At 33.2% G+C, this 24,021-nt stretch carries 28 protein-coding genes and 2 other annotated features; of the genes, 10 read left to right on the top strand and 18 right to left on the bottom strand.

The genetic code is table 11. The annotated features are described in order from the left end of the window. Nucleotides 1-68: 68 nt before the first annotated feature. The 10 genes from ytfJ to refZ form a co-directional block, all read right to left on the bottom strand. On the bottom strand, nucleotides 69-512 hold the full coding sequence (ytfJ, locus tag ACFWM3_RS01080) for a GerW family sporulation protein (RefSeq protein ID WP_056472177.1): 444 nt from the start codon (nucleotides 510-512) through the stop codon (nucleotides 69-71). A 12-nt stretch (nucleotides 513-524) separates the two neighbouring features. Continuing rightward, nucleotides 525-1,154: a DUF2953 domain-containing protein gene (locus ACFWM3_RS01075; RefSeq protein ID WP_056472174.1), complete on the bottom strand. Its 630-nt coding sequence runs from the start codon at nucleotides 1,152-1,154 to the stop codon at nucleotides 525-527. Nucleotides 1,155-1,295: 141 nt separating this feature from the next. Further along, a complete protein-coding gene (locus ACFWM3_RS01070; protein WP_390309752.1) occupies nucleotides 1,296-2,870 on the bottom strand; it encodes an amidohydrolase in 1,575 nt (524 codons plus the stop codon). Nucleotides 2,871-2,962: 92 nt separating this feature from the next. Next, on the bottom strand, nucleotides 2,963-4,537 hold the full coding sequence (mbcS, locus tag ACFWM3_RS01065; protein ID WP_390309750.1) for an acyl-CoA synthetase MbcS: 1,575 nt from the start codon (nucleotides 4,535-4,537) through the stop codon (nucleotides 2,963-2,965). 274 nt (nucleotides 4,538-4,811) lie between these two features. Continuing rightward, on the bottom strand, nucleotides 4,812-5,684 hold the full coding sequence (locus ACFWM3_RS01060) for an aldose 1-epimerase family protein (RefSeq protein WP_056472167.1): 873 nt from the start codon (nucleotides 5,682-5,684) through the stop codon (nucleotides 4,812-4,814). A gap of 321 nt (nucleotides 5,685-6,005) precedes the next feature. Beyond that, the gene (locus tag ACFWM3_RS01055; RefSeq protein WP_056472162.1) at nucleotides 6,006-6,215 is read right to left on the bottom strand and encodes an alpha/beta-type small acid-soluble spore protein; all 210 of its coding nucleotides are present in this window, start codon (nucleotides 6,213-6,215) and stop codon (nucleotides 6,006-6,008) included. A gap of 81 nt (nucleotides 6,216-6,296) precedes the next feature. Further along, the gene (gene thiI / locus ACFWM3_RS01050; RefSeq protein ID WP_056472158.1) at nucleotides 6,297-7,526 is read right to left on the bottom strand and encodes a tRNA uracil 4-sulfurtransferase ThiI; all 1,230 of its coding nucleotides are present in this window, start codon (nucleotides 7,524-7,526) and stop codon (nucleotides 6,297-6,299) included. 4 nt (nucleotides 7,527-7,530) lie between these two features. Then, nucleotides 7,531-8,670 (bottom strand): cysteine desulfurase family protein, encoded by a 1,140-nt coding sequence (locus ACFWM3_RS01045; protein ID WP_390309748.1) that lies wholly within the window; start codon nucleotides 8,668-8,670, stop codon nucleotides 7,531-7,533. Between the two features lie 78 nt (nucleotides 8,671-8,748). Continuing rightward, the gene (gene ezrA / locus ACFWM3_RS01040) at nucleotides 8,749-10,467 is read right to left on the bottom strand and encodes a septation ring formation regulator EzrA (protein ID WP_390309747.1); all 1,719 of its coding nucleotides are present in this window, start codon (nucleotides 10,465-10,467) and stop codon (nucleotides 8,749-8,751) included. Between the two features lie 266 nt (nucleotides 10,468-10,733). After that, nucleotides 10,734-11,381: a forespore capture DNA-binding protein RefZ gene (gene refZ / locus ACFWM3_RS01035; protein ID WP_056472152.1), complete on the bottom strand. Its 648-nt coding sequence runs from the start codon at nucleotides 11,379-11,381 to the stop codon at nucleotides 10,734-10,736. 146 nt (nucleotides 11,382-11,527) lie between these two features. Here refZ and ACFWM3_RS01030 point away from each other — a divergent pair, with 146 nt between their 5' ends. The 6 genes from ACFWM3_RS01030 (at nucleotide 11,528) to ACFWM3_RS01005 (ending at nucleotide 14,199) form a co-directional block, all read left to right on the top strand. Next, complete coding sequence (locus ACFWM3_RS01030) at nucleotides 11,528-12,016, top strand: GAF domain-containing protein (protein ID WP_056472149.1); 489 nt, start codon at nucleotides 11,528-11,530, stop codon at nucleotides 12,014-12,016. Nucleotides 12,017-12,314: 298 nt separating this feature from the next. After that, nucleotides 12,315-12,917, top strand: coding sequence for a 30S ribosomal protein S4 (gene rpsD, locus ACFWM3_RS01025; protein ID WP_056472146.1), 603 nt, complete (start codon nucleotides 12,315-12,317; stop codon nucleotides 12,915-12,917). Between the two features lie 219 nt (nucleotides 12,918-13,136). After that, the gene (locus ACFWM3_RS01020) at nucleotides 13,137-13,382 is read left to right on the top strand and encodes a hypothetical protein (protein ID WP_390309744.1); all 246 of its coding nucleotides are present in this window, start codon (nucleotides 13,137-13,139) and stop codon (nucleotides 13,380-13,382) included. After that, a complete protein-coding gene (locus tag ACFWM3_RS01015) occupies nucleotides 13,364-13,537 on the top strand; it encodes a hypothetical protein (protein WP_390309742.1) in 174 nt (57 codons plus the stop codon). Before ACFWM3_RS01020 ends, ACFWM3_RS01015 begins: the two co-directional genes overlap by 19 nt. 207 nt (nucleotides 13,538-13,744) lie before the next feature. Next, nucleotides 13,745-13,906 (top strand): hypothetical protein, encoded by a 162-nt coding sequence (locus ACFWM3_RS01010; RefSeq protein ID WP_390309740.1) that lies wholly within the window; start codon nucleotides 13,745-13,747, stop codon nucleotides 13,904-13,906. Beyond that, on the top strand, nucleotides 13,903-14,199 hold the full coding sequence (locus ACFWM3_RS01005) for a hypothetical protein (RefSeq protein WP_390309738.1): 297 nt from the start codon (nucleotides 13,903-13,905) through the stop codon (nucleotides 14,197-14,199). Before ACFWM3_RS01010 ends, ACFWM3_RS01005 begins: the two co-directional genes overlap by 4 nt. Here the strand turns inward: ACFWM3_RS01005 and ACFWM3_RS01000 are convergent. Continuing rightward, on the bottom strand, nucleotides 14,188-14,832 hold the full coding sequence (locus tag ACFWM3_RS01000) for a reverse transcriptase domain-containing protein (RefSeq protein ID WP_390309737.1): 645 nt from the start codon (nucleotides 14,830-14,832) through the stop codon (nucleotides 14,188-14,190). The two genes, ACFWM3_RS01005 and ACFWM3_RS01000, sit on opposite strands and share 12 nt — an antisense overlap. Continuing rightward, complete coding sequence (locus ACFWM3_RS00995) at nucleotides 14,817-15,233, bottom strand: hypothetical protein (RefSeq protein WP_390309735.1); 417 nt, start codon at nucleotides 15,231-15,233, stop codon at nucleotides 14,817-14,819. Before ACFWM3_RS00995 ends, ACFWM3_RS01000 begins: the two co-directional genes overlap by 16 nt. 1,035 nt (nucleotides 15,234-16,268) lie before the next feature. Here ACFWM3_RS00995 and ACFWM3_RS00990 point away from each other — a divergent pair. Then, the gene (locus ACFWM3_RS00990) at nucleotides 16,269-17,105 is read left to right on the top strand and encodes a hypothetical protein (RefSeq protein WP_390309733.1); all 837 of its coding nucleotides are present in this window, start codon (nucleotides 16,269-16,271) and stop codon (nucleotides 17,103-17,105) included. Between the two features lie 240 nt (nucleotides 17,106-17,345). Here the strand turns inward: ACFWM3_RS00990 and ACFWM3_RS00985 are convergent, their stop codons facing one another. The 6 genes from ACFWM3_RS00985 to tyrS all read right to left on the bottom strand — a co-directional run bounded on the left by ACFWM3_RS00985 (nucleotide 17,346) and on the right by tyrS (nucleotide 22,253). Then, the gene (locus ACFWM3_RS00985) at nucleotides 17,346-17,726 is read right to left on the bottom strand and encodes a hypothetical protein (protein ID WP_390309732.1); all 381 of its coding nucleotides are present in this window, start codon (nucleotides 17,724-17,726) and stop codon (nucleotides 17,346-17,348) included. 135 nt (nucleotides 17,727-17,861) lie between these two features. Further along, on the bottom strand, nucleotides 17,862-18,443 hold the full coding sequence (locus ACFWM3_RS00980) for a YdcF family protein (protein WP_390309730.1): 582 nt from the start codon (nucleotides 18,441-18,443) through the stop codon (nucleotides 17,862-17,864). 200 nt (nucleotides 18,444-18,643) lie between these two features. After that, nucleotides 18,644-18,778 carry a hypothetical protein gene (locus ACFWM3_RS00975; RefSeq protein WP_088013475.1) on the bottom strand — a complete coding sequence of 45 codons (135 nt, stop codon included), beginning with the start codon at nucleotides 18,776-18,778 and terminating at the stop codon, nucleotides 18,644-18,646. Nucleotides 18,779-18,835: 57 nt separating this feature from the next. Continuing rightward, nucleotides 18,836-20,215, bottom strand: a complete 1,380-nt coding sequence (nhaC, locus tag ACFWM3_RS00970) for a Na+/H+ antiporter NhaC (protein WP_390309728.1) — start codon at nucleotides 20,213-20,215, stop codon at nucleotides 18,836-18,838. Between the two features lie 18 nt (nucleotides 20,216-20,233). Further along, on the bottom strand, nucleotides 20,234-20,695 hold the full coding sequence (locus ACFWM3_RS00965) for a GNAT family N-acetyltransferase (RefSeq protein WP_056473503.1): 462 nt from the start codon (nucleotides 20,693-20,695) through the stop codon (nucleotides 20,234-20,236). Nucleotides 20,696-20,748: 53 nt separating this feature from the next. Next, nucleotides 20,749-20,992 (bottom strand) — a binding site (T-box leader). Nucleotides 20,993-20,996: 4 nt separating this feature from the next. Further along, on the bottom strand, nucleotides 20,997-22,253 hold the full coding sequence (tyrS, locus tag ACFWM3_RS00960) for a tyrosine--tRNA ligase (RefSeq protein ID WP_056473501.1): 1,257 nt from the start codon (nucleotides 22,251-22,253) through the stop codon (nucleotides 20,997-20,999). A 66-nt stretch (nucleotides 22,254-22,319) separates the two neighbouring features. Continuing rightward, nucleotides 22,320-22,550: a binding site (T-box leader), on the bottom strand. 187 nt (nucleotides 22,551-22,737) lie between these two features. Between tyrS and ACFWM3_RS00955 the strand changes: the two genes are divergently transcribed. From ACFWM3_RS00955 to ACFWM3_RS00945, 3 genes are read left to right on the top strand one after another with little or no spacing between them, the layout of a single operon-like run. Further along, the gene (locus ACFWM3_RS00955; protein ID WP_387366421.1) at nucleotides 22,738-23,313 is read left to right on the top strand and encodes a LemA family protein; all 576 of its coding nucleotides are present in this window, start codon (nucleotides 22,738-22,740) and stop codon (nucleotides 23,311-23,313) included. Continuing rightward, entirely contained in the window at nucleotides 23,310-23,468 is a 159-nt protein-coding gene (locus ACFWM3_RS00950; RefSeq protein ID WP_390309726.1) for a hypothetical protein, read from the top strand. The genes ACFWM3_RS00955 and ACFWM3_RS00950 overlap by 4 nt, the downstream gene beginning before the upstream one ends. A gap of 12 nt (nucleotides 23,469-23,480) precedes the next feature. After that, the gene (locus ACFWM3_RS00945) at nucleotides 23,481-23,987 is read left to right on the top strand and encodes a TPM domain-containing protein (RefSeq protein ID WP_390309724.1); all 507 of its coding nucleotides are present in this window, start codon (nucleotides 23,481-23,483) and stop codon (nucleotides 23,985-23,987) included. Nucleotides 23,988-24,021 lie beyond the last annotated feature (34 nt).

Genomic DNA, 24,021 nt, shown 5'->3' with positions numbered 1-24,021 from the left:
AATGTTCACAACATTTATCTTACTGGAAGGAAACCTTGATTGCAATTAACTTTACTTAAATTTTGTATTTAATCTAAATTTGAATCAAAATCTTCCTCTTGATTATCTGAATCGTCTTTTTTCTTCATATATTTTTTTACTTTTTCTAACGCTTGAGGTGTTAAATCCATAAGCTTTTCAATTAAATGTGTATTTTGATCTAGGTGAAGTAGTTTAACACCATCTCTACTTACAATTAAAAATGCAATCGGAGTGATTGAGGCACCTCCACCTGTACCTCCTCCAAATGGATGTGGACTTCTTACTTCAGCTTCTTTAACACCATCTACTAAATGGTAATTTCGAAATTCACTTCCACCAGCCGCAAAGCCAACCCCTACTTTTGATACGGTTAAGATTAAGCTTCCATCTGGTGTTGAAATTGGATCACCAATAATTGTATTTACATTAATCATTGCTGATAAATTTTCCATTGCCGCGTGCATTAAGTCTCCAATAGGATGTTGACTCATTGTTAATCACCTCTAATTAGTTTCGATTGGATGTGTTGCTTTAAAGTCTTTTCTAGTTTTCAAATATGCTTTAAGTAATAATAGTCCCGCAAAGACTGCCTTTCGTACCGAAAATGAAAACCGTATCTTTCCAGTAGTTTCCATTATGGATGTATAATAGTTGGGCGTGATATCTATAGTTGGCGGATGATGTAATATCGTAAATTTCTTTAATAAGTTTTCAAAAATTCCGATCGCACTATAAGCTGTTCCAATAGATATCCCTGTTAAAGCAGAATTTCCGACACCGAAATGAATATGATAATTTAAATTGTAAATTTCTACAGTGTTTAAAAATTTTGTAATGATAGTATGTCCGTTGGAGTATAAATTTATGAAAAAATCAATTTGTTGAAAGACAGACAAATCCCTTTTTTTCTCTAAATCTGAAACGTCCTCCTTTACCTCTTTCGGTCTCTTTAAAGGAATCGTAAAGGTGAAACGCAATAGGTTGTTCAAAATAGACAGTTTAATATTCATAAATCGTTCTTCATTTGTATAAACAGATAGAATATTGACCTTCATATTTATAAAAAGTACGAAAAATATTAAAAGTATAACTACGATCGCAATAAAAATTAGAATAGAGTATATGTAAAGCAAGAAACCACCCTTTTTTGTATCAGTATGGGCAAACCAACTTCTGGATAAACAAAAAAGAATGGTAAAATTACATACCATTCTTTTCAACTATGTTGATCAATTCTAGTTTTTTGTTGATAACAACCAAAATTATCTTTTAACTTACCCCTGCCTTTTATAGACAATATTTCCTCGGCAAATAGTTTCACTACATTTTACATACAGTAGATCATCTTTTTCTAACTCAAATGGATTTTCATCAAATAAAATAAAGTCAGCAGTATATCCTTCTTTTATGAGACCTCTCTTGCCTTCTTGACGAAACGAAGCCGCACTATCAATCGTATAAAGTTTAATTGCTTCATATAGGCTAATTGCTTCCTCGATATTATATGCTATCTGATCCTTTGCTTTTCGAGTAACCGCTGTATATATCCCTTGCCACGGATTAATTGTATCAATCGGTGTATCTGAACCATTTGCGATAGCGATTGATTCATTTAGCAGTGTTTTAATTAAATACGCATATTCATTTCGGCTTTGACCAATACGTTCAACTAACCATGGATAGTCTGCATATATAAATGAGGTTTGAACATCTACAACGATGTTTAATTCTTTCATTTCCTCAACTAATTTTGGAGATAAAAGTGCACAATGTATAAATCGATCAGGTAGCTGAGTTTGATTAGGATATTTTTTAACAACTTCAATGGCCTGCTTTACGGCTAAATCACCAATCATATGAAATGCGATTGGCAATTCATTTTCACGTGCTTTTTTTGTAATAACTTCTAATTTTTCTGGAGAAGTCACTTGTAGTCCTGTTGTACTTTGATCGTCGTCATATGGTTTTTCTAATAGTGCAGTACGACCACCAAATGAACCATCAATGAATGCTTTTACGCCTCCAAATGAGACATTCTTATTACCTTTATGTAATCTTCCTTTGACTTCATCCAAAGTCGTATGATGAATTAATACATGAGTATGAAAGGGAACTTCATTTAATAATCGCTCATATAAATCGATCACTAGATTTGCGTTTCCATAATATGATAAATCCTCTGTTACCGCTCCAACGATTCCGTATTGGTAACAATCTTTAATAGCGGAAATGATTGCTTTTGACAAATACTGATCGTCAGGTGCCGGCATCGCTTTAATAATTAAATTAACGGCTTCATCATACAATAATCCGTTCAAACGCCCATCATCAGAGCAACCAATTTGTCCTCCTTCGATTTGCATATGTTCACTAATTGTTGCATGACTAAGTGCAATAGAATTTACAAAGTAGACATGTCTACAAGTTCTTTTTAATACAAGTGGATTTGTATTTGATAAACTATTTAAATCATCAATGCTGAATACTGCTGTTGATTCCCATTCGTTTTCATTCCACCCTTCCCCAACAATCCACTCATTCGGGCGTGCATCCTTTACAACTCTTTTCATTCGATCAAGCATCTCGTCATATGATTGGCACTTTGACAAATCAACACGATTCATCGCTTCACCATGACCAATTAAGTGTAAATGACTATCAATAAAACCTGGAAAGCCGATTTTTCCATTACAATTAATTTTCTCAAACTGTTCACCTTCTAAAAAAGAAAGTAAAGCTTCATATGTTCCTATTTTTAAAATTTGATCTTCTTCAGTAATGATTGAGTCTACAGTTTCGCCTTCGCTTTCCATCGTATAAAATAAACCATTATGCCAAAGCTTCTTCATTGCATTCCACCATCCGTTCATTCATCTCGTTTATTTTTTTACCTAAAAACAAAAAAGAGGGAATTTTCCCTCATTTTAACATAAGTATTTAGTTAATTCGATTCACGCAATTGTTCCATCGCACGTAATTCTACTCGGCGAATTTTACCAGAAGTTGTTTTTGGTAGCTCTTGGACAAATTCAATTTTACGTGGATATTTATATGGAGCAGTAATTTTTTTAACGTGTTCTTGTAGTTCAGATACTAAGTCTTCTTGATTTGTAGCATTTTCAGTCAAAACAACAAAAGCTTTAACAACATTACCACGTAACGGATCTGGACTAGCAACAACCGCACATTCTTTTACAAGCCTATGTTGTACTAACGCATCTTCTATTTCAAAAGGACCTATTGTATAACCAGAACTAATAATAATGTCATCACTACGTCCATCAAACCAATAGTAGCCATCTTCATCTTTCTTAGCTCGGTCACCCGTTAAATAATACTCACCTTTTCTCTGAGCTTTTGTACGTTCCATATCATTATAATAATGTTTAAATAATGCTGGAGAGCTTATATGTACTGCGATATGCCCCACTTCATTAACCCCGATTGGATTTCCTTCATCATCAACGATTTCAACTAAGTTTCCTGGAGTCGGGATACCCATTGAACCTACTTTTGCTTTAATATCCTTCATCGTTCCGATTAATAATGTATTTTCAGTTTGTCCATAACCATCTCTTACATCAACATTGAAATGCTTTTTAAATGTACGGATTACTTCTTGGTTTAAAGGCTCTCCTGCTGATACAGCACTCCTTAATGCTGGTAATTGATATTGATCTAGATTTTCAACCTTTGCCATAAATCGGTATTCGGTTGGCGTACTACAAAATACTGTTATATTTTGTTCCTTAAGCAATGTTAGGAAAGTATCTGCATCAAATTTCCCTTCATAAAAGAACCCTGTTGCCCCACTGCCTAATGTCGCTAAAAATGGACTCCATATCCACTTTTGCCATCCTGGTCCTGCAGTCGCCCATACAGTATCATCTTCAGTCACATCTAGCCAATTCGAAGCAACTGTACGAATATGAGCGTACCCCCAACTGTGAGTGTGTACAACACCTTTAGGATTGCCTGTCGTTCCTGACGTATAAGAAATAAACGCTAAATCATCACTTTTTGTTTCCACAGTTAATACATGAGCTCCACTAATTGCTTGGTCATTCAATGAAGTCCACACGGTTTGTTGATTATGAATAGTAAATAATTTATATTTTCCAGTTTTAGCAATATCGCTAAAAGTACCTATATATTCATCATGCGATACAATCGCTTTTACTTCACTATGTTCTAGACGGTATTGAATATCCTTAACCGTTAACATTTCAGATCCTGGGATTACAACACAACCAATTTTTAAAATAGCTAAATAAACTACATAAGTCTCAACACATCTTGGCATCATGACAAAAAGTTTGTCCCCTTTTTCGATGCCACTATTTTTAAATGTAAAAGCATATTGGTGAACTTGATTATAAAGTTCCTTATAAGTTAACTGATGGGATTCTCCATTTAGGTCAACCCACTTTAACGCCACTTTGTCGGTTGTAGCAAACTTTTCAATTTCCCAAACGAGATTATATACTTTTGGAGCGATTAGACTTGTACTGTTCATCTTAGTTAGTCCCCCTTTTGATCATTACTAAAATTATATTTTGAATTTTGCAAAATAGAATAATAATGGTTTCGTTACTTGTCTAGTCAATTCCTGCTATTTTTCGACTATTTTTCAGAAAATTTAAACAAAAACTCATAAAAAAAATAAACTACCTAAAAAAGATAGTTTATTTCATGATAAAAAGTGAATTAGGGTGAACTTGATTTTCACTACAGGATCCCGCTTTCAAAAGGGCTAGACCTAAACTTTCGTCACGTACCTTTCCAGTAAATCAATCACTTTCAACTGTAATACTATATGTACAAGTAAATGTTTCATTTGGATTTAAAATTTGAATACCAAGTTTATTTTTCATTTCTTTTACTGGGCCGATTTCATCTGCAATTCCATACCATGGCTCAATACATAGAAAAGGTGCTGTTTGTGTAGTCCATATTCCAACGTATGGAAACCCTTCGAAATCAACTTTGATTTTATTATTATGATTTTTCGAACGAATTGTCAGCACATTTTTATTAAGTTTTTCAAAAATTAATGCATCATCCTTAAACAAATCTCGTGTTAATGGTAATTTTTTAATATTTTGAGCGATTAGTTCTCTTTTACCACTTCGATATGGTCCTTCTAATTTAATTGTTTCTAATCTCTCTTCTTCTTCAAACTGTAAGTAATAATCCTCAAAAGTTTCATCTTCCTTTAGAGGTATGTTAAACGCTGGATGAGCCCCTATTGAAAATGGCATTGATTTCTGATCATTATTCGTTACAACATATTTAATAAAAACAGTATTATTTTCAATCTTATAATTAATATTTAATGAAAATTGAAATGGATATTTTAAAAGCGAGTCTTCACTACTGATTAACTCATAGTTGATATAGTCTTCTTTCAATTCAGTTAATTGGAAATCCATATCTCTTGCAAAACCATGTTGAGAAAGCTCATAGACTCTATTATCTATTTTATATTGATTATCAATTAATTTACCTACATTCGGAAATAAAACAGGTGCATGTCTCCCCCAATAAACTGGATCAGCATTCCATAAATAATTTAAATTATCTTTTTTTGTATAGATACCCGTCAACTCTGCTCCCTGTGATTTTGTTATAACTTTAATAAATTCATTTTCAATATATGACATGAACAGGCCTCTCCTTTAATTTTTCCCTTTATTATAGCAAAGTTAATCTTAAATATTAAATCAACCGAAAAGTGTATAACAAAATCTCCAAAATTTTAAAAATGGGTAAAGACAAAGTCCCAAAAATTCAGATTTCAGACTACCTGAAAACGTTTGCCTTTCGAGGCGCGAAGCCTGATGAGGAGCGGAGTTACCTTTGACGGTAATGAGCACCGCAGGCAGGCGAAGCAACGAAGAAAGCGAGCGTTTTACAGGTAGTCTGAGCAAATAGAAAAGAGGTAGGTTTTACCCTACCCCTTAATCCATAATTATTTAAATTTATTATCTTGAATATCCACCAAGGCTTTGTTCAGCCATTTGTACTAAACGCTTTGTGATTTCACCACCAACAGATCCATTCGCACGAGAAGTTGTATCAGCGCCAAGATTTACACCAAATTCTGTAGCGATTTCATACTTCATTTGATCTAAAGCAGATTGTGCACCATCAACTAATAATTGATTGCTACCTGAATTATTTCTATTTGACATGTGTTGTCACCTCCTTGTGAGTATAGAGTGTGATAAAACACATATCTTCATTCATATTTCTGTTGGTAATTTTTAGTAATTTTATAAAAGTGCGTCGATATCGATTTCTACTTCTTTTGTTGACGATTGATTTCGAATCATTTCGTTCTCAAAAATGATTGATTCTCTATTAACAACAGCTTCATTTATTAGTTCTGTAAAGTCAAAACGACTCTCATAGCGAGCCACTTTATCACGTTTTGGTTTTGTTGTTGGATTAGCTGGAGTAAAAATTGTACAGCAATCCTCATAAGGTCTAATACTGATATCATACGTATCAATTTTTTTAGCAATATCCATAATCTCTAATTTATCCATAGCTAATAGAGGTCTTAAAACTGGATAATTAGTTACTTCATTGATTGTATGCATACTTTCCAATGTTTGGCTCGCCACTTGACCTAGGCTTTCACCAGTTGCTAAAGCAAGTGCTTTACGATCAACAGAAACTTGCTCAGCAACTCTTAGCATAACACGTCTCATGATTGTCATTGTGTAGCTTGCAGGCATTTCTTTATGAATTGCTTTTTGAAGTTCAGTAAATGGTATAACATGTAAAGTCACTCGTCTACAATATCTAGTTAGTTTACTTGCTAAATCAATTACTTTTTGTTTTGCACGATCACTCGTAAATGGAGGACTTTCAAAATGAATCGCCTCTATTGATACGCCTCGTTTTAACAACATATACGCTGCTACTGGACTATCGATTCCTCCAGATAGTAATAACATAACTTTTCCGCCAACTCCAACTGGATAGCCACCTGCACCATATTCTTCTCCACAAGTAATATAAGTGGCATCATCACGTACTTCTACTCGAACAGCTACATCTGGCTTATGAACATCTACAGTTAAGTGTTCTGTATTTTGGAGTATATACCCGCCTAGCTCGCGATTTAACTGCGGCGTATTTAATGGGAATTGTTTATAACTACGTTGTACGTTAACTTTAAACGTTTTAACGCTATCACCAAGCTCGTTAATCGCTTCAAGAGCACCTACTTTAATTGCTTCCAATTCAGTATCAACTTTTCTAGCATAACTAAACGTATGAATCCCAAAAACTTCTTTTAAATTGGCAGCAACCTTCTCATGGTCTTCACCATTTAATTTTATATACATACGATCACGCGTTGCAGTGATTTTAATTTTTTCAAAAGCTTTTAATCGATTACGAACATTTTCTCTTAATATACTTGTAAATCGACCTCGATTTTTTCCTTTTGTAGTCATTTCTCCATAACGAATTAAAATATATTCTACATTCATGCTGTTACCTCATTATTTTATATAAATTTTTAATTACTTCTTTAATTATTTTATTAAACTGCTCTACTTCACCCATTGTATTTTCATAAGAAAGACTAATTCTGACAGCACTACTTGCTACTTTTTCGCTCTTACCCATACTTTGTAATACACGGCTTATCTCAAAAGTTTTAGAAGAACATGCTGATTTTGTAGAAATAAAAACATTTTCTTCAGATAGAGCATGGACAATTACCTCAGGCTTTAATCCAACAAATGAAATATTTATTATATGAGGAGCAAAATCTGATTTTGGTGAGTTCAACACAGCGTCATTCATTTCTAAATTTTGAATGAGTTCATTTCTCATGTTATATAAGTGGTCATTCATTGTCTTTTGTTTTTCTAGTGTGATCCTTAAAGCTTTTGCCATCGAAACAATTCCTGCTAGATTTTCCGTTCCTGAACGAATCTCTCTTTCCTGTGAACCACCTGTCATTAAAGACGATAATGTTACACCTTCTCTAATATATAAAATTCCAGTTCCTTTTACACTATGAAATTTATGACCAGAAATAGTTAATAAATCGATCGCGGCTTGTTTAATATTTAATGGTACTTTACCGATCCCTTGAACAGCATCAACATGGAAAAATACTTTTGGATAACCCTTTAATAATTGCCCAATTTCAGCTATTGGTTGAATTGCTCCTGTTTCATTATTTACATGAATTACAGAAACTAAAATCGTATCATCTCTTAGCGCATTTTTTAATTGGTCTACAGAAATAAATCCATCTTCGTTTGGGGATAAGTAGGTTACTTCAAACCCTAGATCCTCTAATTGTTTATATGCCTCATAAATTGACGGATGTTCAATTTCAGTCGTAATTAAATGCTTCCCTCTCGAGCGATGCATCATGGCAGTTCCTTTTATTGCTAGATTATTACCCTCTGTTCCACCTGATGTAAAGATGATTTCTGACGGCTGAACTGATAAAAGCTCTGCAATTTGGATTCTAGCCTTTGAGAGTAATTGCTCTGAGCGTCCACCAAGCTTATGGATCGAAGAGGGGTTTCCAAAAAACTGCTCTGAAACAGTAATATATGTGTCCAATACCTCTTTATAAGGTTTAGTAGTCGCACTATTATCAAAATAAATCATATTTTTTCCGTACCTCCATATTGCTTGAGTCCATTTTTCATTATATCTGAAAACAGACGAAACCCCTAAGATTTTCATCTATAGGGGTAGTGTGTACTTTTGTTCATTTAGTATTTCTTGTAATTTATCGATTGCACCAGGTTCAACTTTTTCAATTGAAACGGCAGCTTCTTCTAGAGCTTCGTTATATTGGAATTCTCTAAATAATTGCTCTGCCTTGTCCATTGACGTTGCCATTTGTACATTTTTACTTCTATAGCGATTTCCATATTGAATCACTTTTTCTACGAAATATCCTTGTTCAATCATATATTTCGTATCATTATAGCAATCACTTACAGTTGTTACTGCTTTTTCTAGTAAAAATGATACGTGCGTCATTTTTAATGGCTTTTTCTCTAATTCCAAATAAACAATTTGCATACTTTCTTGAGCATCTTGTATTTGTTTCATAGAAGAAACTGGCATACCAGGTAAATTAGAAATTTGAACAAGACGTTTGACCTCTAACATTAATCGTTTCATTTCAATTAATTGATCACGAGCTTGTAATTCATCTTTTCGAAGTGCTTTTAACATTTCAACATACATCAAATGAGATTCTTTAACATCTTCCATTTGGTTTTTTAGTAAATCTAATTCTTCTCTTATTACAGAAAATGCAAGATCTTGTTCTGCTACACGAATCTGCAATAATTCAAACCGTTTTGTAATGATACTTACTTGTTTTTCAACCATTTTTTGAGCTTGAGTATCTTCTTCACTTAATTCATAAATTTGCTGAACTAATTGAGTCTCTTCTTTTGTTTTTAAATTATCTTCTCGAATACTTTGAATTTCTTCTTGGGCAGTCCATATTTCTTTTTCTACTACAAATTTACTCTCTACTTCTTTTTCTAATAAATCATAAATTGAATCGACTTTTGCTTTCACAAATTCAAGCTTTTCATTTGCTTCTGTGATTTCTAGTTTTTTAATTAATTCGACACATTCGATGCATATTTTAGAACAATCAATTGTTTCATTTTCTAATACTTCAAAATCAAGCGCATATCCTTCTGCTTTCATTTGCTTTAAGCCATCAACTAAATTATGTATTTGAGAGGGCATTGTAGTAGAAGATTCAATATATAAATCCGGAATGATTTCCATATTTGTTTTCAGTATATGTACTTGATCAGCAATTTCTCTTACTAAGCCTCTTGCCTCTAAATAGTTTCCTTTTTCAGTTGTTTCATTAAATAATTGGACTTGTTGTTTGATTTCATCCATCTTTTGTTCCAACTGAGTTTCAGAAATTGAATATAGATGACGATGAGTTAATAAAAGCTTTCTTTGCTCTAGATACTCTTGGTTTAACATTTCAATATCCGAATTATTTTGTTCTTCACTACCTACTAAGTCGCTTACCTCATTTAGAATTTTTTCGACGCTTGATTCTGCTTCGGTTAAGCTTCCCTCAATTTCACTAATCCCTGCTTTAGCTTTCATGAAATGATATTTATTAATTGCCTCATCTATTACTGAGATCGAATCAGTTACTTTCGGTAAAAAAGTTGTAACTAGTTCATCCCAATCGGTTCTCCATTTATCAAAAAGCTCTTCCGTTTGGCCGGTCATATTTAAGGCCTTTAGCTTTGAAAGTTCATCCGTAACGGGCTTACTCATTAACTGCATTCTCCACGCTTCAAGTTCATCAAGCTTTTTGTATAAACGTTGTCGAATTGTTAAGGCTACAATCATTAATGCGATAACAATACCTATTACGACTAAAATTACATAGAATGTCATTGTCATTTTTCCTGATGTACCTCCTCTACTGCCATCTGAATCTATTTTAGAATCTATTTATTTGTACGTTAATTTTTGAATTAATAAATCGCTCTTTATTTAGGTCATAGTTAATAATAACATGATAAAGTTGATTTTTGGCTTAATTTTTTCAATTTTTTCATATTTTTATCAAACTATAATAAATACTGTAAAAGCTTGTAGAAATTTCAGATTTTTAAGCAACGAAAAACGCCTTTTATTGTGATTTTTCACAATGAAAAGGCGACCATTTAGGATGATAGTTCTACTCGGTTAACTAGACGCTCATCCTTATCGATAAGTGATTCGATCCACTTCTCTACATACTCTTTGTATCTCTCAAAAAAATATAGATCATTTTGCTGTATATACAATACCTCATTTAAATAGCTTGGAAATAAGTACGGTGTTGAAAGGAAGGATTTTAGCTGGACGAAAAAGACTGAAAATGGCATCGTTAGTTTCGTATTAGATATACGAATGGCATCATAAATTTGAGTAAAAGTATAACGCTCTCTTGCTAAATAAGTCATCATAATTTCACGAATGAAGACAGAGTCGATTGTCAGTTCTCTGTAAAAAATCGAAGCATATTCCTTTTTTAAAAAGTAATAATTTAATACTTCATCAACAAGGTTCATTAAAATTAAATTTGCGTTTTTATCATATAATGACAAACAATGTTTATCTAAAATTTCAACGTATCCTTCTAAAAACTCTACTATAATATGTTCAAGTAAACCTTGTTTACCTTTAAAATAATATGAAATCGTCGCAATATTTACATTTGCCTTTTTAGAAATATCCCTTACTGAAGTACCATGGTATCCATTAATTTTAAATAACGTAAGCGCTGTCTCGATGACTTTCTTCTTTGTTGCAAGTTTATCTTGCTCCATACTCGTCACCCTCTTTTACAACATCAATTCCTTTACTAATTAGCGAAATATTGATAATTTCCTCTACAAATCGGTCGACAAAATTACCAGTATTCTTTCTAAATATGCTATGATATTTCACATGAAATAGGGAAAGGGGTCTACAAATGTTTCAAAAAGTCGAATATTCAGGTACGAAAGAACAACAATATAATACTCTAACAGCTCAAGTAAAAGCTTTAATAGATGGTGAACATAACCTAATTGCTAATTTAGCAAATACATCTGCCTTATTAAATCAGTTTTTGCACCAAATAAATTGGGTTGGATTTTATTTAAAAGATGGAGATCGTAATGAATTAGTTTTAGGCCCATTTGTAGGTCTTCCTGCTTGTGTGCGTATACCATACGGCAAAGGTGTTTGCGGTACATCTGCCGAAACAAAAACAGTTCAAAGAATCGATAATGTTCACGACTTTCCTGGCCACATCGCTTGTGATGCTGCATCAAATTCAGAAATCGTTATTCCTTTAATGAATAACGGTGAAGTAATTGGAGTTTTAGATATCGATAGTCCTGAATTCAATCGTTTTGATGAAACGGATCAAAAATATCTTCAAGCAATCGTCAATTTAATTGAAGAAACAATCAGATAAGAAAATTTGATTTTAAAAAGGAATCTTTTGTGGATTTCTTTTTTCTTTATAGTAAAAAGTTAAAAACAAAACTGCCCTTGACTATTTTATACTATCTGGTTATAATATTTTTTGTGTAAAATAACGCAGCGTTGTAAGCACAGGCTTGATATTTATTTTGTTCCTCTACTGTTTAAGAGGTGTCATCGCGTAACTCTGGCTGCTGGAGCGAGGATACATGAAAGCAAAATAAACAATCTGGAGCTACACGAACGTTTTTATTTTACTCCAAAATAAAAACTAAAGGAGGAGACAATCAATGTCTCGTTATACAGGATCTACTTGGAAATTATCTCGCCGTTTAGGCATTTCATTAAGCGGAACAGGTAAAGAATTAGAAAAACGCCCTTACGCACCAGGTCAACACGGACCTAACCAACGTAAAAAATTATCAGAATATGGTTTACAATTACAAGAGAAGCAAAAGCTTCGTCACATGTTTGGTGTTAATGAGCGCCAATTCCGTCGCACTTTTGATATCGCTGGTAAATTAACTGGTAAACACGGTGAAAACTTCATGATCTTATTAGAAACTCGTTTAGACAACGTAGTTTACCGTATGGGTCTTGCTCGTACTCGTCGTGCTGCTCGTCAATTAGTTAACCACGGTCACATCTTAGTTGATGGCAAACGTGTAGACATCCCTTCTTTCCGCGTGAAAATTGGCCAAACTATCAGCTTACGTGAAAAATCACAAAACTTAGCTGTAGTTAAAGAAGCTGTTGAAGTTAACAACTTTGTACCTGAGTACATCACTTTCAACGCTGACAAATTAGAAGGTACTTTCAACCGCTTACCAGAGCGTTCTGAATTACCAGCTGAAATCAACGAAGCTCTTATCGTTGAATTCTACAACCGTTAATTAAAATGCTATGTAAATAGCATTTATAAAATCCCTAGAAACGTTGTTATATCAACAATTCTAGGGATTTTTTTATATTTTGTCAGTATCTTGTACTAATCGAAATGTACAAGTCATATTTGAAATGCAATATTTCAAATATGATCTCACACTTATCGATGTAATGTGGTAAAGTTTTCATTGGATAATATATCCAAAAAAATCATTTTGGAGGTAATAATGAAAACGCTAAATAAAGGAATTACTAAACATATTACTGAGAACAATGCCAAACATGTAAACTCTCAATCGAGTTTGCCTGCTCCACCAATTTTACAAGGTCGTGCAGTAAACGATAAGTATCCTCAAATGCCTGCACCAACAGTTGAAGGATTTTCTAATGAAGATGGTACTGATGGTTCTGTTTCTGCATATATAAAAAAAGTCGGGAAAGACCAAGCTAAAAAATGTTTACAAAAACTTTAAAAAGTAAATTGGTGGCAATTGGTGCAGCTCCAGTAGCTTATTTACTTAGCAAAGGCTTAGATTTTGCATTAGATTATATGGATTTAGGTGGTAAACTAGCAAGTTTTATTGATAGTAAAGATAAAAAACCAAAGAATGGGTGGATTGATGTTTAAGAATACTAACGAAGTATTTAAATTTATCTTTAGTAATTTTAAATTCAAGACAGAAGTACTTTTATGCATCATTATAGGATTTTGGGGAGATTCCATTCTCAATAATCTATTCTATATGGACATAACTACTTTATCACTATTTACTATACAATTTTTAAGTGTTGTTTTAATTATTGTAATAGGTAGATTTATAAGAAAGCTATTATAATGACAGTTTTAATCTTTAAAGGCGACTCTGCGGCTGCTTATGCTAGAACACACTTACCTGAGCAATTAAGGAAATGGGGAATTACAAACAAAGGTACTCGAGAAATGATAGCAAACGCAGTTTCATACGCAATTAAAGCTGCAGATTGGATATTTTTATGAATTTTACCGAATTAACTAACACCAATAGAGAAGCAAGAGGAATTATTTATGATATATGTGCCACATACAATATTATTTTATTAGATAATAGAAAAAGTGCTGCATTATACATGATAAGAAAAGAATATTCCGATCTAGATTTACCTGATATAGTGGACACAAATTTTAAATCGAAACTAACATCAATATTTGACAAAAAATTAAACGTTTCATTGACACTAGTAATAAAAGCATGTGAACATGACGAAATTTTTCTAGATTTTGTAAATTTTTTAGAAAACTTAGCCCATTAAACAGTAAGAAAGTAGGAAATTTCGAAGCCTTTTTCTCGTCCATCTCGTTTTACAATGACTTGTCTGACCTAGTTCTTCATTAGCCTTAATCGCTTTAATGATCGTCACATAATAATTCACTTTTCCACGTATAATTGGATTTACTCGATTAATCCACTCTTCTTTGTTCAGAGTTAATGTCTTTCGAGTCTTTTCTTTAATTTTCAATCGAAAGTCTTTGATTGATTCTTCTTTAGGGGTTACATGAAATATAGGTTTATTATCTTTCTTATTCGGTCTCCAATGATGAAATGTAAATCCTAAGAAATCGAAATCGTCCTTCTCAAAGTTGACTACTCTAGTTTTCTCTTTTGAAATCTCTAATCCTAATTCTTTCAACTTTTCTTTAGTTAAGGACGCTGCCTTTTTGATTGATTCTTTTGATTTCGCAAATAAAAGAAAATCATCTGCGTAACGAACGAAGCGAATACCATTCAAATCCCATTCCCAATCCAATTCATTAAGATAGACATTTGCTAGTAAAGGAGAGATTACCCTACCTTGAGGAGTCCCGTAGTCAGAATGAATTAGTTTGACTTCTTCCATATGACCAACCATTAACCACTGTTCAATTAGACTTAGGACTTGTTCCATAGAATAATCTGTAAAGCTCTTTGGACTCCTCGATTTGGTCGGTATCCTACCGACCAACTATGAAATAGAAGGTCTCCAAATTTTGGTTGGAGTACATTAACTAAACTCTGTTGGACAATTCGGTCTTCAATTGTAGGGATTCCCAAAGGTCGTTTCTTTCCATCTTTCTTAGGTATGTATACTCTTTTGACTGGTTGTGCTTGGTAGGTTTTCGTTTTCAACTTTTCAAGTAGTGACAGTATATTTCTATCTAAGTTAGATTCATAACTTTCGATTGATTCTCCGTCAATGCCACCTGTACCTTTATTCGCTTTTACTTGTTCAAAGCTTTGGGTTAATTTTCGGTCGAATAATAATTGACCATATACACTGTGTAATTTAAATTTCCACTCTTGATTCATTAGATATTCCATGCCTTTCCTTGATGTCCATTCAAACGGTTTTACCTCAGTAACTTGATTGTTAACATTCCATCTCGTCCATGACTTGGAGCCATAGGTCGTTCCCCTTCCGTTCATTCGATGTTATGGTCATCGAACTACTTCCGTACTATGAGAACGTCTGACTTCTCCACCCGTTCTTCATCACTTCGGATTGCCCTTATAGATTAGAACCCTGCCTGTTCGGTAAGGTGGAGACCTCACGGGGTCATCGCATTTTCCTTCAAGACATACCCTGCACCATCACGTTATAAGCCACATTTTCTCGCTCTGACTTCTAAAGAAAATGCCGTTTTAGTGGGTTTCCTCACTTTTCGCAGAGTCACCAACTTATCCCGCCGCCGTGCTTCACACTTCTTGCATTAGGGTCTATCTTTTCGTCTACGGGTCTCTCGATTTACCGCATCTCCTTCAGACAATACCTCGCGATAATGCCCTAGATTAGACTTCTCGAGCTAGGTCAGTCTCCTCGAGGATGGATTTTCACCATCTGGAATTCATAATTTTATCCTTCATCCAGTCGTTACACCGAAGTGTCGTCTCTGTCTAAATAAAATAATTGAAGGGCGCTGACTAGGTCAGCACCCTATGCGACTGCCCGTCGCACAAAAAGTCATCTTATAAAGGATGACTTCGTGGCTAGGGACTGTCACCCTATAGGTTATGCGCATGCAGGGCACACCTCTAAACCCCCCTATTATAGTAATAGGGGGTTTTATTTATTTCAAGTTTGTACTAGTACTAACTAAACCATTAGAAACATCGGCTAAATTGTTTTTAATGTAGTTCTATAAATTCAATTTTTATTTTAGTATAATAGGCTTTTGTCTTTACAAAGCGTTGAAGAAAATTAACTTAAAACTACATCCACTATCGATCTTCGGAATGTTCCATTTTTAAAACAAAATGCCTTTTTTTAGACACACTCAAATCTCAATATTTATTATACACTTACATTGTGAATAGATTTACATACTATCAATTCGGAGGTTTGATATGAAAAAAGCTTTTGTCGTTATTCTTTCTCTAGTTTTAGCTTTTACATGTTCCTATCTATTTTTATCCAAAAAGGCCGAGAATGTTATGGCTGAAGAAATTAAAAATTTCACAGTAGAGAAACAAGTTTCGAATGCTCCTTCTACTGAACTTTTGACAGATATAGATACTCTAAAAGAAGTTAATGAGGAATTAGCAAAGAAAAATACCTTTGAAATAGGTCAGGATGTTGTAGTTTCAAAAGATGAACCTGGAGTTGAAATAGGGGTTAATGAAATTGGAGATTTACAAATAGATGTCTCAAACAAAGATGTTTTAAACGACCTCCAGAAGTCAGGTGTCATTAATCCATTAGAAGATGAAAATATTCTTGGATACACTGTAGTTATTAAAGAGGACCAAATTGACAGTTATCTCGACAAGGAAGTTGCAACTCCTATTAAAGCTAGATGGGGAAACGGGTTATATGTAAAAAAAGGTAATACTACTTATGGGAATGGTGAAGTGATTCGTATGAGTTCTTATAAAGGTAAATGTACCGCATCAATGTCTATAACTGAGTCAAGACAGATAGAAGTTTCTGGTACAGCAGGTTTACCTATTAAAGCAATAGCTGGGGAATTAGGAATTTCTTATAAAAGCAACTATACTATTTCTGACACCTACGAAGTAAGTATTCCAGCCGGTAAAACTTATCGTATCACTGCAAAGGATTACTTAAAGATATATAATTTTGAAGTATGGAATGATCCATGGATCGGAACCGACAAAAAAGAATCCTCCGGTAAATATAAAAGACCTGTTGGAATTGCTTTTACATATTCGGTGATTAAATAGATCATTCATATTTAACTTTCTGATTTCAGGTAAAAATTTACAACCAAAAAAGAATCATAAATATTATATAATACCTAGATTAACTTAATAATGCATACATCATAAACTCCCTACCAGACTTGATAGGGCGTTTATTTATTCCTCTTCATTTTTTATATAAGCTTAATAAAAAGAGCCCTCGACTTTACTCGAAGGGCTACTTATGCGGAAATGAGAGGTGTATTTAAATAATCTTTTATATTATTTTAATTTCACTACCGCTAAGTCATGTTGCAGTGCATTATTACCTTCTTGAGGGTCAAATGCAATGTCACTAAGTCCAAATACATTTACTATAACATCTTGATCTTTTGGATGAAGAATTCTTACTTCATAAGCAAATAAATTTGGTGGAAGTTGGAAAGATCTAAATGTTCTATAAGAATTTGGTGGAATTGTTACTGTAGTTGGGTCAACCATAGGAAGAATCACTGGTGAACCGCTGGACCAGTTAAACATGAATACACTCACAGAACGAGCGTCATCAGGGTCAAGATTAACTGCTTCAACTGTTAAAAACTGAGTATCAGAATGTCTTCTTAATACCCCAGTTGATAAAAATTTCGAACATTTTGACGACATCAACGTCACTCCTTTTATATTATTTGGACAAGCAAATCCATATAATATAAAATGTTTCAACAAGAAGAATTGAAACGGACATTGGTACAAATTAAAAGATAGTTTTTATAAAAAAGGTATAGTTGACCGCAATCTTTAGATTTGTTTATAGTAAATAGCTTTTAAAATAGATAAGCATTCTCTAAAGTATGCTGTTGGTATGATTACTTTTGGTGTTTTTGCAGGAAGACCGACTACATTTAACCCTTGTTTTTTAGCCAATTTTAAAGATCTAAATAAATGATAATCATTTGAAACAACGACTCCTTGGGCTTGATCATTGTGAATGAGTTTTTTGGAGAATTTCATATTCTCGTATGTATTTGTAGATAAATCTTCTTTTATGATTCGTTCTTCTTCAATTCCTAATTTGATTAATTCAAGCCTCATACATTCAGCTTCTGATATCAATTCATCTTTACCTTTTCCACCTGAAACAATAATTTTTGCACTTTTATTTTCCTTAGCATATTTAGCTACTGTTTCAATTCGATAACGTAAAGCTCTTGTAGGCTTATCTTTTTTCAAACCAGCACCTAACACAATAACATAATCGGCGTTTTTAGGTACTTTATGCTGATATTGCAAAAAGCTATTTACACCGATAAAAACGATACAGAATACATAACTTAGTATCCCAATAATTATTATATATGTAATTATTTTAAATAAGCTCATTACCTTTATCCCCTTAAATAAAATTACTTTAACTTTTATTCTATCTAATAATTAAGTGGATTTCACTAAATTTTGGAATATTCCACAAATATTTAACATTATTTGAAATAGCCTGTAAATAAAAAATCCCCTATCCGAAAAGAAATGCCTTTGCCTTTCTTTCGTATAAGGGATTGATTGATTCAAAATTATTTATTCATTTATCTAGGATACTTCTCGCCCATAGGATTATGTTGATCCTTCGAAAGTCTCTTTTGATGTGCTTTCGTTTTTGCATCTACATGATTTGCATCACTAGGACGATTTTTCTTAGAACCACCTGCTGCATGACTCATTTTTTTCCCTCCATTAACCAGTTCGTACAAAAACTAGTTTACGTAGAAACAAATTGTTTATGCGACTTTTCTTGAACTTTCACCTTTATTTTCAACTTCTAATCCTTTACCTAATAAAGCAGCTATCATACTGAATAATGGCGTAATAAATAATACAAATGAAAACGGTAAGTAATCAATAACAGGTACTCCTAATGTTGAAGCAAAAAATGCTCCACTTACACTCCAAGGAACGATTGGATTAAAAAGTGTTCCTCCATCTTCTAATGCACGTGATAAGTTTTTAAGTGGAATATTTTTTTTGATAAATACATCCTTTAATAATTGCCCAGGAAGTAGAATTGATAAATATTGTTCACCTGTTAAAAGATTTACACTCATAGCCGATAATGTACTTGCAATAATAATATTCCCTTTACGTTTCAAATTAGATAATGACTGTATTAATGTCTCGAATACACGTAGCTCTTGTAATAATCCGCCTAAAGCAAGTGCAATAAATATTAATGACACAGACCACATCATCGATTGTAATCCTCCACGGTTAACAATCGAATTAAGCATTTCATTTCCTGTATCCGTTTGGAATCCATCTTGTAAGGTTTTAAACACTTTTGCAAGCGTAATACCTTTTTGAATGAAAAACGCTAAAACTAATGAACTAACAATACCTGCAGACATTGTTGGTAAAGTTGAAAAACCTCTAAATGCCATAATAAAAACGATTAAACATGGGATTAATAACAATGGATTCACTTCAAAGCTAGATGAAATTGCTTTTTTCATTTCTGTAACTTGCGCCATATCTGTATTACCATGACCCATACCAATGATTAAGAATAAAATAACGGTAACAATTAATGCTGGAATTGTTGTATATGCCATGTGTCGAATATGCTCATTAACCTTTATTCCTAAAATACTTGGAACGAAATTCGTTGTATCTGATATCGGTGACATCTTATCACCAAAACACGCTCCACTAATAATCGCACCTGCAGCAATTGCTGGTGGAATCCCCATAATATGAGCGATTCCCATTAACGCAACACCAACTGTAGCGATTGTTGTAAACGTACTACCTGTAAAACTAGCAACAATGATTGTAATAAAAATTGCACTGATCGCAAACCACTTCGCTGAAAGAACAGAAATTCCGTAAAATAATAATGTAGGTACTGTACCACTTAGCATCCAAGAACCAATTAATAAACCAATCATCATTAAGATTAATGTTGGTGACAATCCATTTTGAATACCTTTTTTCATACCATTTTCAATCTGTTCCCATTTAAATCCCTTAAATAGTCCAAATACAGCTAAACAAACAACACATAGAAGAAGTGGAATTTGTGGATCTGATTTTAATATAACTAGACAACTAGACATAATAACTGCGAATAGTACGATTAACGTACCTAATTCTATATTTTTCATTTATATACTCTCCCTTATTTATACATCCATATATACGTGTTCACGAAACTTTACAAACCCAAGTTTCTCATAAAAGCTACTTGCATTTTTATTATCGATCCAATAATCTAACTCAATTCTAGAAAGATTATTCTCACGTGCAAATGAAGCAATTTTATGAATTAAGAATGAACCGTATCCCTTATTTCTTTTTTCTTCATTAATACTGATCTGATGAACATACCCTAACCGAAAAGCCTTTTTAATAGGTCCTTCAGGAATATTTTTTATTTCAATCCAAGCATAACCGACTAATTCTTCGACATCTTTTACGACGAAAAAATGATGCTCTGGTTTATCAACTACACTCTTGAAAAACTCAGTTATTTCAGCCGGATTATGAACTTTAAAAAACTCTGGAAATAAATCAGCATGTAGGTTTTGAACACCTTCATTAAGTTTTGCCAATATTCGGTAATCTTTCGTTGCAAATATCTCCATGATTTTCACCCTTTCAAAAAAAACCAATAAAAAATCGAGGCGCCCCTATAAAATATAGGGACGACCTCGATCGCGTTACCACCCTAGTTATAAGAAATAAATACTTATAAAAGAAAAATTCCTTATCACTCGAATCTGTAACGTAGACTTACGTTCTTCCCTTCATTAGATCAACTAACTACGAAAAGAAAACTCCCGAAATGTAATTCATTTGATTGTGTAGACGAGTTTTCACCAACCACTCGCTCTCTGAACTACTACCAATCAAACTACTGCTTTTTCGTTCACTGTTTGTTCGATATTATAATGTAACCAAGTGGTATTTCTTCTTACCACGACGGATAATAATAAATTGCTCTTCAATTGCATCTTGTTTAGTTAACACTGTTGCAACGTCCTGTATACGATCTCCATTTACATATACCGCACCATTTTGTACATCTTCACGTGCTTGACGTTTTGATGGAGAAATTTTCGCTTCAACTAGTAAGTCTACTAATCCTTTTTCTGCTTCACTTAAATTAAATGAAGGTACGTCTTTAAAACCTTGTTTAATCTCAGCAGCAGTTAATTCTTTTACAGATCCACTAAATAGTGCTTCTGTAATTTTAATTGCTTGATCAAGCGCTTCTTCACCGTGAACTAGTTTTGTTACTTCAGCAGCTAATGCTTTTTGAGCAACACGTTGTTCTGGTGCTTCATTAAATTGTTTCTCAAGCTCTAAAATTTCCTCTTTTGATAGGAAAGTAAAGTATTTCAAGTATTTAACTACATCACGGTCATCTGTATTAATCCAGAATTGGTAGAATTCGTATGGAGTTGTTTTTTCTGGATCTAACCAAACTGCTCCGCCTTCTGTTTTACCAAATTTAGAACCATCAGCTTTTGTTACTAAAGGTACTGTAAGTCCAAAAGCTTTTGAATCTTCTTCTGTCTTACGGATTAATTCCATACCAGCTGTAATATTACCCCATTGGTCACTACCACCAATTTGTAATTTACAGTTATGGTCTTGGTATAATTTTAAGAAATCATATGATTGTAAAATCATATAACTAAATTCAGTAAATGAAATACCTGCTTCTAATCGAGATGCAACTGAATCTTTAGCAAGCATGTAGTTTAATCCGAAGTTTTTACCGATGTCACGTAAGAATGTAATAACATCTAATTCGCCTGTCCAATCAAAGTTATTAACTACTTTAGCAGCATTTTCACCTTCGAAGTTTAAAAATGGTAATAATTGTGTACGAATTCGTTCACTGAACATTTTTACTGTTTCTGTAGTATTTAACGTACGTTCTGCCTTCTTACCACTTGGATCACCGATCATTCCAGTTGCTCCACCTACTAAACCAATTGGTTTATGTCCTGCAACTTGAAATCTCTTTAACATTAACACTGGTAATAAGTGACCAATGTGTAAGCTATCACCAGTTGGGTCAAAACCACAATATAATGAAACAGATTCTTCGCTTAATAATTTTTGTAGACCTTCTTCATCTGTCATTTGATTAATTAATCCACGAAATTCTAAATCTTGTAAGATGTTTTCCATTTTTAGCCCACCCCTTTTATGTTCTATACGTCGTTTAAACAAAATAAAAAGTCCCTACTGATAAACAGTAGGGACGAATAATTATAATCGCGGTACCACCCTAGTTGTAGCTAATAAAACAGCTACCTCTCATACAATTAACGGTTGTTAACCGTTCTAATCCTAATTTGCATTAAACAAATTTCGAAAAAGAATGCTCCAGGGTGTAATTCATGTCAATGTCTGTGCTAATTCTCACCAACCATTAGCTCTCTGATCCAATACCATTCACACTACTAAGCCTTTCAACGCTCACTATTAAAATGTTATGAAACATTTATATCACAAATAAAACGTTTAAGTCAAATAGATAATTAAATTTTTATTAATTTTATTTAAATTGTCATTCAATATTTGAATAAAAATGCTTTCTATCAAATAATATGGTTAAATATTAATACTAACATCTTTAAAAATACATATTTTGGAAATAAAGTGTTTTTTCTTGAAGAATAAAGGAATATGGATTGCTTTAATTATTGTAGTCGTTCTAATCTTTATGGGTGTCGGAAGCTATAATAGCTTTGTGACTCAGGAAGAAAATGTAACAAATAAAATGTCACAAGTTGATAACCAACTAAAACGTCGTTCAGATTTAATACCAAACTTAGTAAATACAGTAAAAGGATATGCTACACAAGAGAAAGATGTGATTGCTTCAGTAACAGATGCGCGCGCAAAATTAGCTGGTGCTCAAACGACTGCTGATAAAAGTAAAGCTGATGCAGAATTGTCTGGAGCATTAAGTCGTCTATTAGTAGTAGTAGAAAACTATCCTGATTTAAAATCAAATCAAAATTTCCAAGCATTAATGGATAGCCTAGAAGGAACTGAAAATCGACTAGCTATTGCTCGTAAAGATTACAATGATGCAGTAACTGTTTACAACCAAAAAATCAAAAAATTCCCTGGTGTACTAGTAGCTGGCCCTTTTGGATTCGAGAAGAAGGATTACTTTGAGGTATCTGAAAAAGATAAAGCCACACCTGAGGTTGACTTTAGTGGCGCAGGTAATAAATGAGAAAATTTCTCTCATCAATATTCCTAATAGGATTTCTTTTTTCATTTGCTACAGGAGCAAATGCTGAAATTAAAGTACCTTCTCAAGTAGGAGACATTTATGTACAAGATTATGCAAATGTTCTTAACAGAGAAGATACGCAAACTCTAATTTAATTAGGGAAAAAATTGGAAGACACTACCTCTGCTCAACTTGCGGTATTATCAATCCCAAGTCTCGAAGGAAATGTTATTAAAGAATATGCGAATACAGCATTTCGAAAATATGGTTTAGGTAATAAAGAGAAAAATAATGGTGTTCTTTTGTTTTATGCTAAAAGAGACAGACAAATAAGAATCGAAGTAGGATATGGTTTAGAAGGTGTTGTAACAGATATTAGATCTGGTAAAATCCTAGACCAGAATGCTATACCCTATTTAAAAAAAGGCGAAGAATCCCTTGCATTAACAAACACATATAAATCACTATATAATGTTATTTTAAATGGATCTGAACAAACTGGTCATTCTAAAACAAGTCATTTATGGGACACTTTAAAAGTATTCATCATCATTGATATGATGTTCTTTAATGGTGTACTTACTTATTTCATTTTGAATTTATTACCTGCATTATTAAACTCTTCGGGCGGCGGGGGAAGCTCCGACGGTGGTGGCTCCGATCGTAAATTTTAAAACAACAAAAAACCATTGGATGATATTATCCCCT

Origin of the sequence: Gottfriedia sp. NPDC058432, from assembly GCF_042721555.1 — a bacterium.
Lineage (GTDB): Bacteria > Bacillota > Bacilli > Bacillales > Bacillaceae_G > Gottfriedia.
Note: the sequence above shows the minus strand (reverse complement) of the source record. Positions and strands in the feature narration are given on the sequence as shown.

Excerpts from the sequence above, each read along its gene's own strand:
- ACFWM3_RS01015 (WP_390309742.1), top strand. The coding sequence starts at position 13,364 with ATGTTTACAAAAACTTTAAAAAGTAAATTGGTGGCAATTGGTGCAGCT.
- ACFWM3_RS01020 (WP_390309744.1), top strand. The coding sequence starts at position 13,137 with ATGAAAACGCTAAATAAAGGAATTACTAAACATATTACTGAGAACAAT.
- ACFWM3_RS01070 (WP_390309752.1), bottom strand. The coding sequence starts at position 2,870 with ATGAAGAAGCTTTGGCATAATGGTTTATTTTATACGATGGAAAGCGAA.
- refZ (WP_056472152.1), bottom strand. The coding sequence starts at position 11,381 with ATGGAGCAAGATAAACTTGCAACAAAGAAGAAAGTCATCGAGACAGCG.
- ACFWM3_RS01030 (WP_056472149.1), top strand. The coding sequence starts at position 11,528 with ATGTTTCAAAAAGTCGAATATTCAGGTACGAAAGAACAACAATATAAT.
- ACFWM3_RS00965 (WP_056473503.1), bottom strand. The coding sequence starts at position 20,695 with ATGGAGATATTTGCAACGAAAGATTACCGAATATTGGCAAAACTTAAT.
- tyrS (WP_056473501.1), bottom strand. The coding sequence starts at position 22,253 with ATGGAAAACATCTTACAAGATTTAGAATTTCGTGGATTAATTAATCAA.
- ACFWM3_RS00995 (WP_390309735.1), bottom strand. The coding sequence starts at position 15,233 with ATGAATCAAGAGTGGAAATTTAAATTACACAGTGTATATGGTCAATTA.
- mbcS (WP_390309750.1), bottom strand. The coding sequence starts at position 4,537 with ATGAACAGTACAAGTCTAATCGCTCCAAAAGTATATAATCTCGTTTGG.
- ACFWM3_RS01045 (WP_390309748.1), bottom strand. The coding sequence starts at position 8,670 with ATGATTTATTTTGATAATAGTGCGACTACTAAACCTTATAAAGAGGTA.
- thiI (WP_056472158.1), bottom strand. The coding sequence starts at position 7,526 with ATGAATGTAGAATATATTTTAATTCGTTATGGAGAAATGACTACAAAA.
- ACFWM3_RS01010 (WP_390309740.1), top strand. The coding sequence starts at position 13,745 with ATGACAGTTTTAATCTTTAAAGGCGACTCTGCGGCTGCTTATGCTAGA.
- ACFWM3_RS01000 (WP_390309737.1), bottom strand. The coding sequence starts at position 14,832 with ATGGAACAAGTCCTAAGTCTAATTGAACAGTGGTTAATGGTTGGTCAT.
- ACFWM3_RS01005 (WP_390309738.1), top strand. The coding sequence starts at position 13,903 with ATGAATTTTACCGAATTAACTAACACCAATAGAGAAGCAAGAGGAATT.
- ACFWM3_RS00975 (WP_088013475.1), bottom strand. The coding sequence starts at position 18,778 with ATGAGTCATGCAGCAGGTGGTTCTAAGAAAAATCGTCCTAGTGATGCA.
- ACFWM3_RS01055 (WP_056472162.1), bottom strand. The coding sequence starts at position 6,215 with ATGTCAAATAGAAATAATTCAGGTAGCAATCAATTATTAGTTGATGGT.
- ACFWM3_RS00990 (WP_390309733.1), top strand. The coding sequence starts at position 16,269 with ATGAAAAAAGCTTTTGTCGTTATTCTTTCTCTAGTTTTAGCTTTTACA.
- ACFWM3_RS00980 (WP_390309730.1), bottom strand. The coding sequence starts at position 18,443 with ATGAGCTTATTTAAAATAATTACATATATAATAATTATTGGGATACTA.
- nhaC (WP_390309728.1), bottom strand. The coding sequence starts at position 20,215 with ATGAAAAATATAGAATTAGGTACGTTAATCGTACTATTCGCAGTTATT.
- ACFWM3_RS00985 (WP_390309732.1), bottom strand. The coding sequence starts at position 17,726 with ATGTCGTCAAAATGTTCGAAATTTTTATCAACTGGGGTATTAAGAAGA.
- ACFWM3_RS00950 (WP_390309726.1), top strand. The coding sequence starts at position 23,310 with ATGAGAAAATTTCTCTCATCAATATTCCTAATAGGATTTCTTTTTTCA.
- rpsD (WP_056472146.1), top strand. The coding sequence starts at position 12,315 with ATGTCTCGTTATACAGGATCTACTTGGAAATTATCTCGCCGTTTAGGC.
- ACFWM3_RS01060 (WP_056472167.1), bottom strand. The coding sequence starts at position 5,684 with ATGTCATATATTGAAAATGAATTTATTAAAGTTATAACAAAATCACAG.
- ezrA (WP_390309747.1), bottom strand. The coding sequence starts at position 10,467 with ATGACAATGACATTCTATGTAATTTTAGTCGTAATAGGTATTGTTATC.
- ytfJ (WP_056472177.1), bottom strand. The coding sequence starts at position 512 with ATGAGTCAACATCCTATTGGAGACTTAATGCACGCGGCAATGGAAAAT.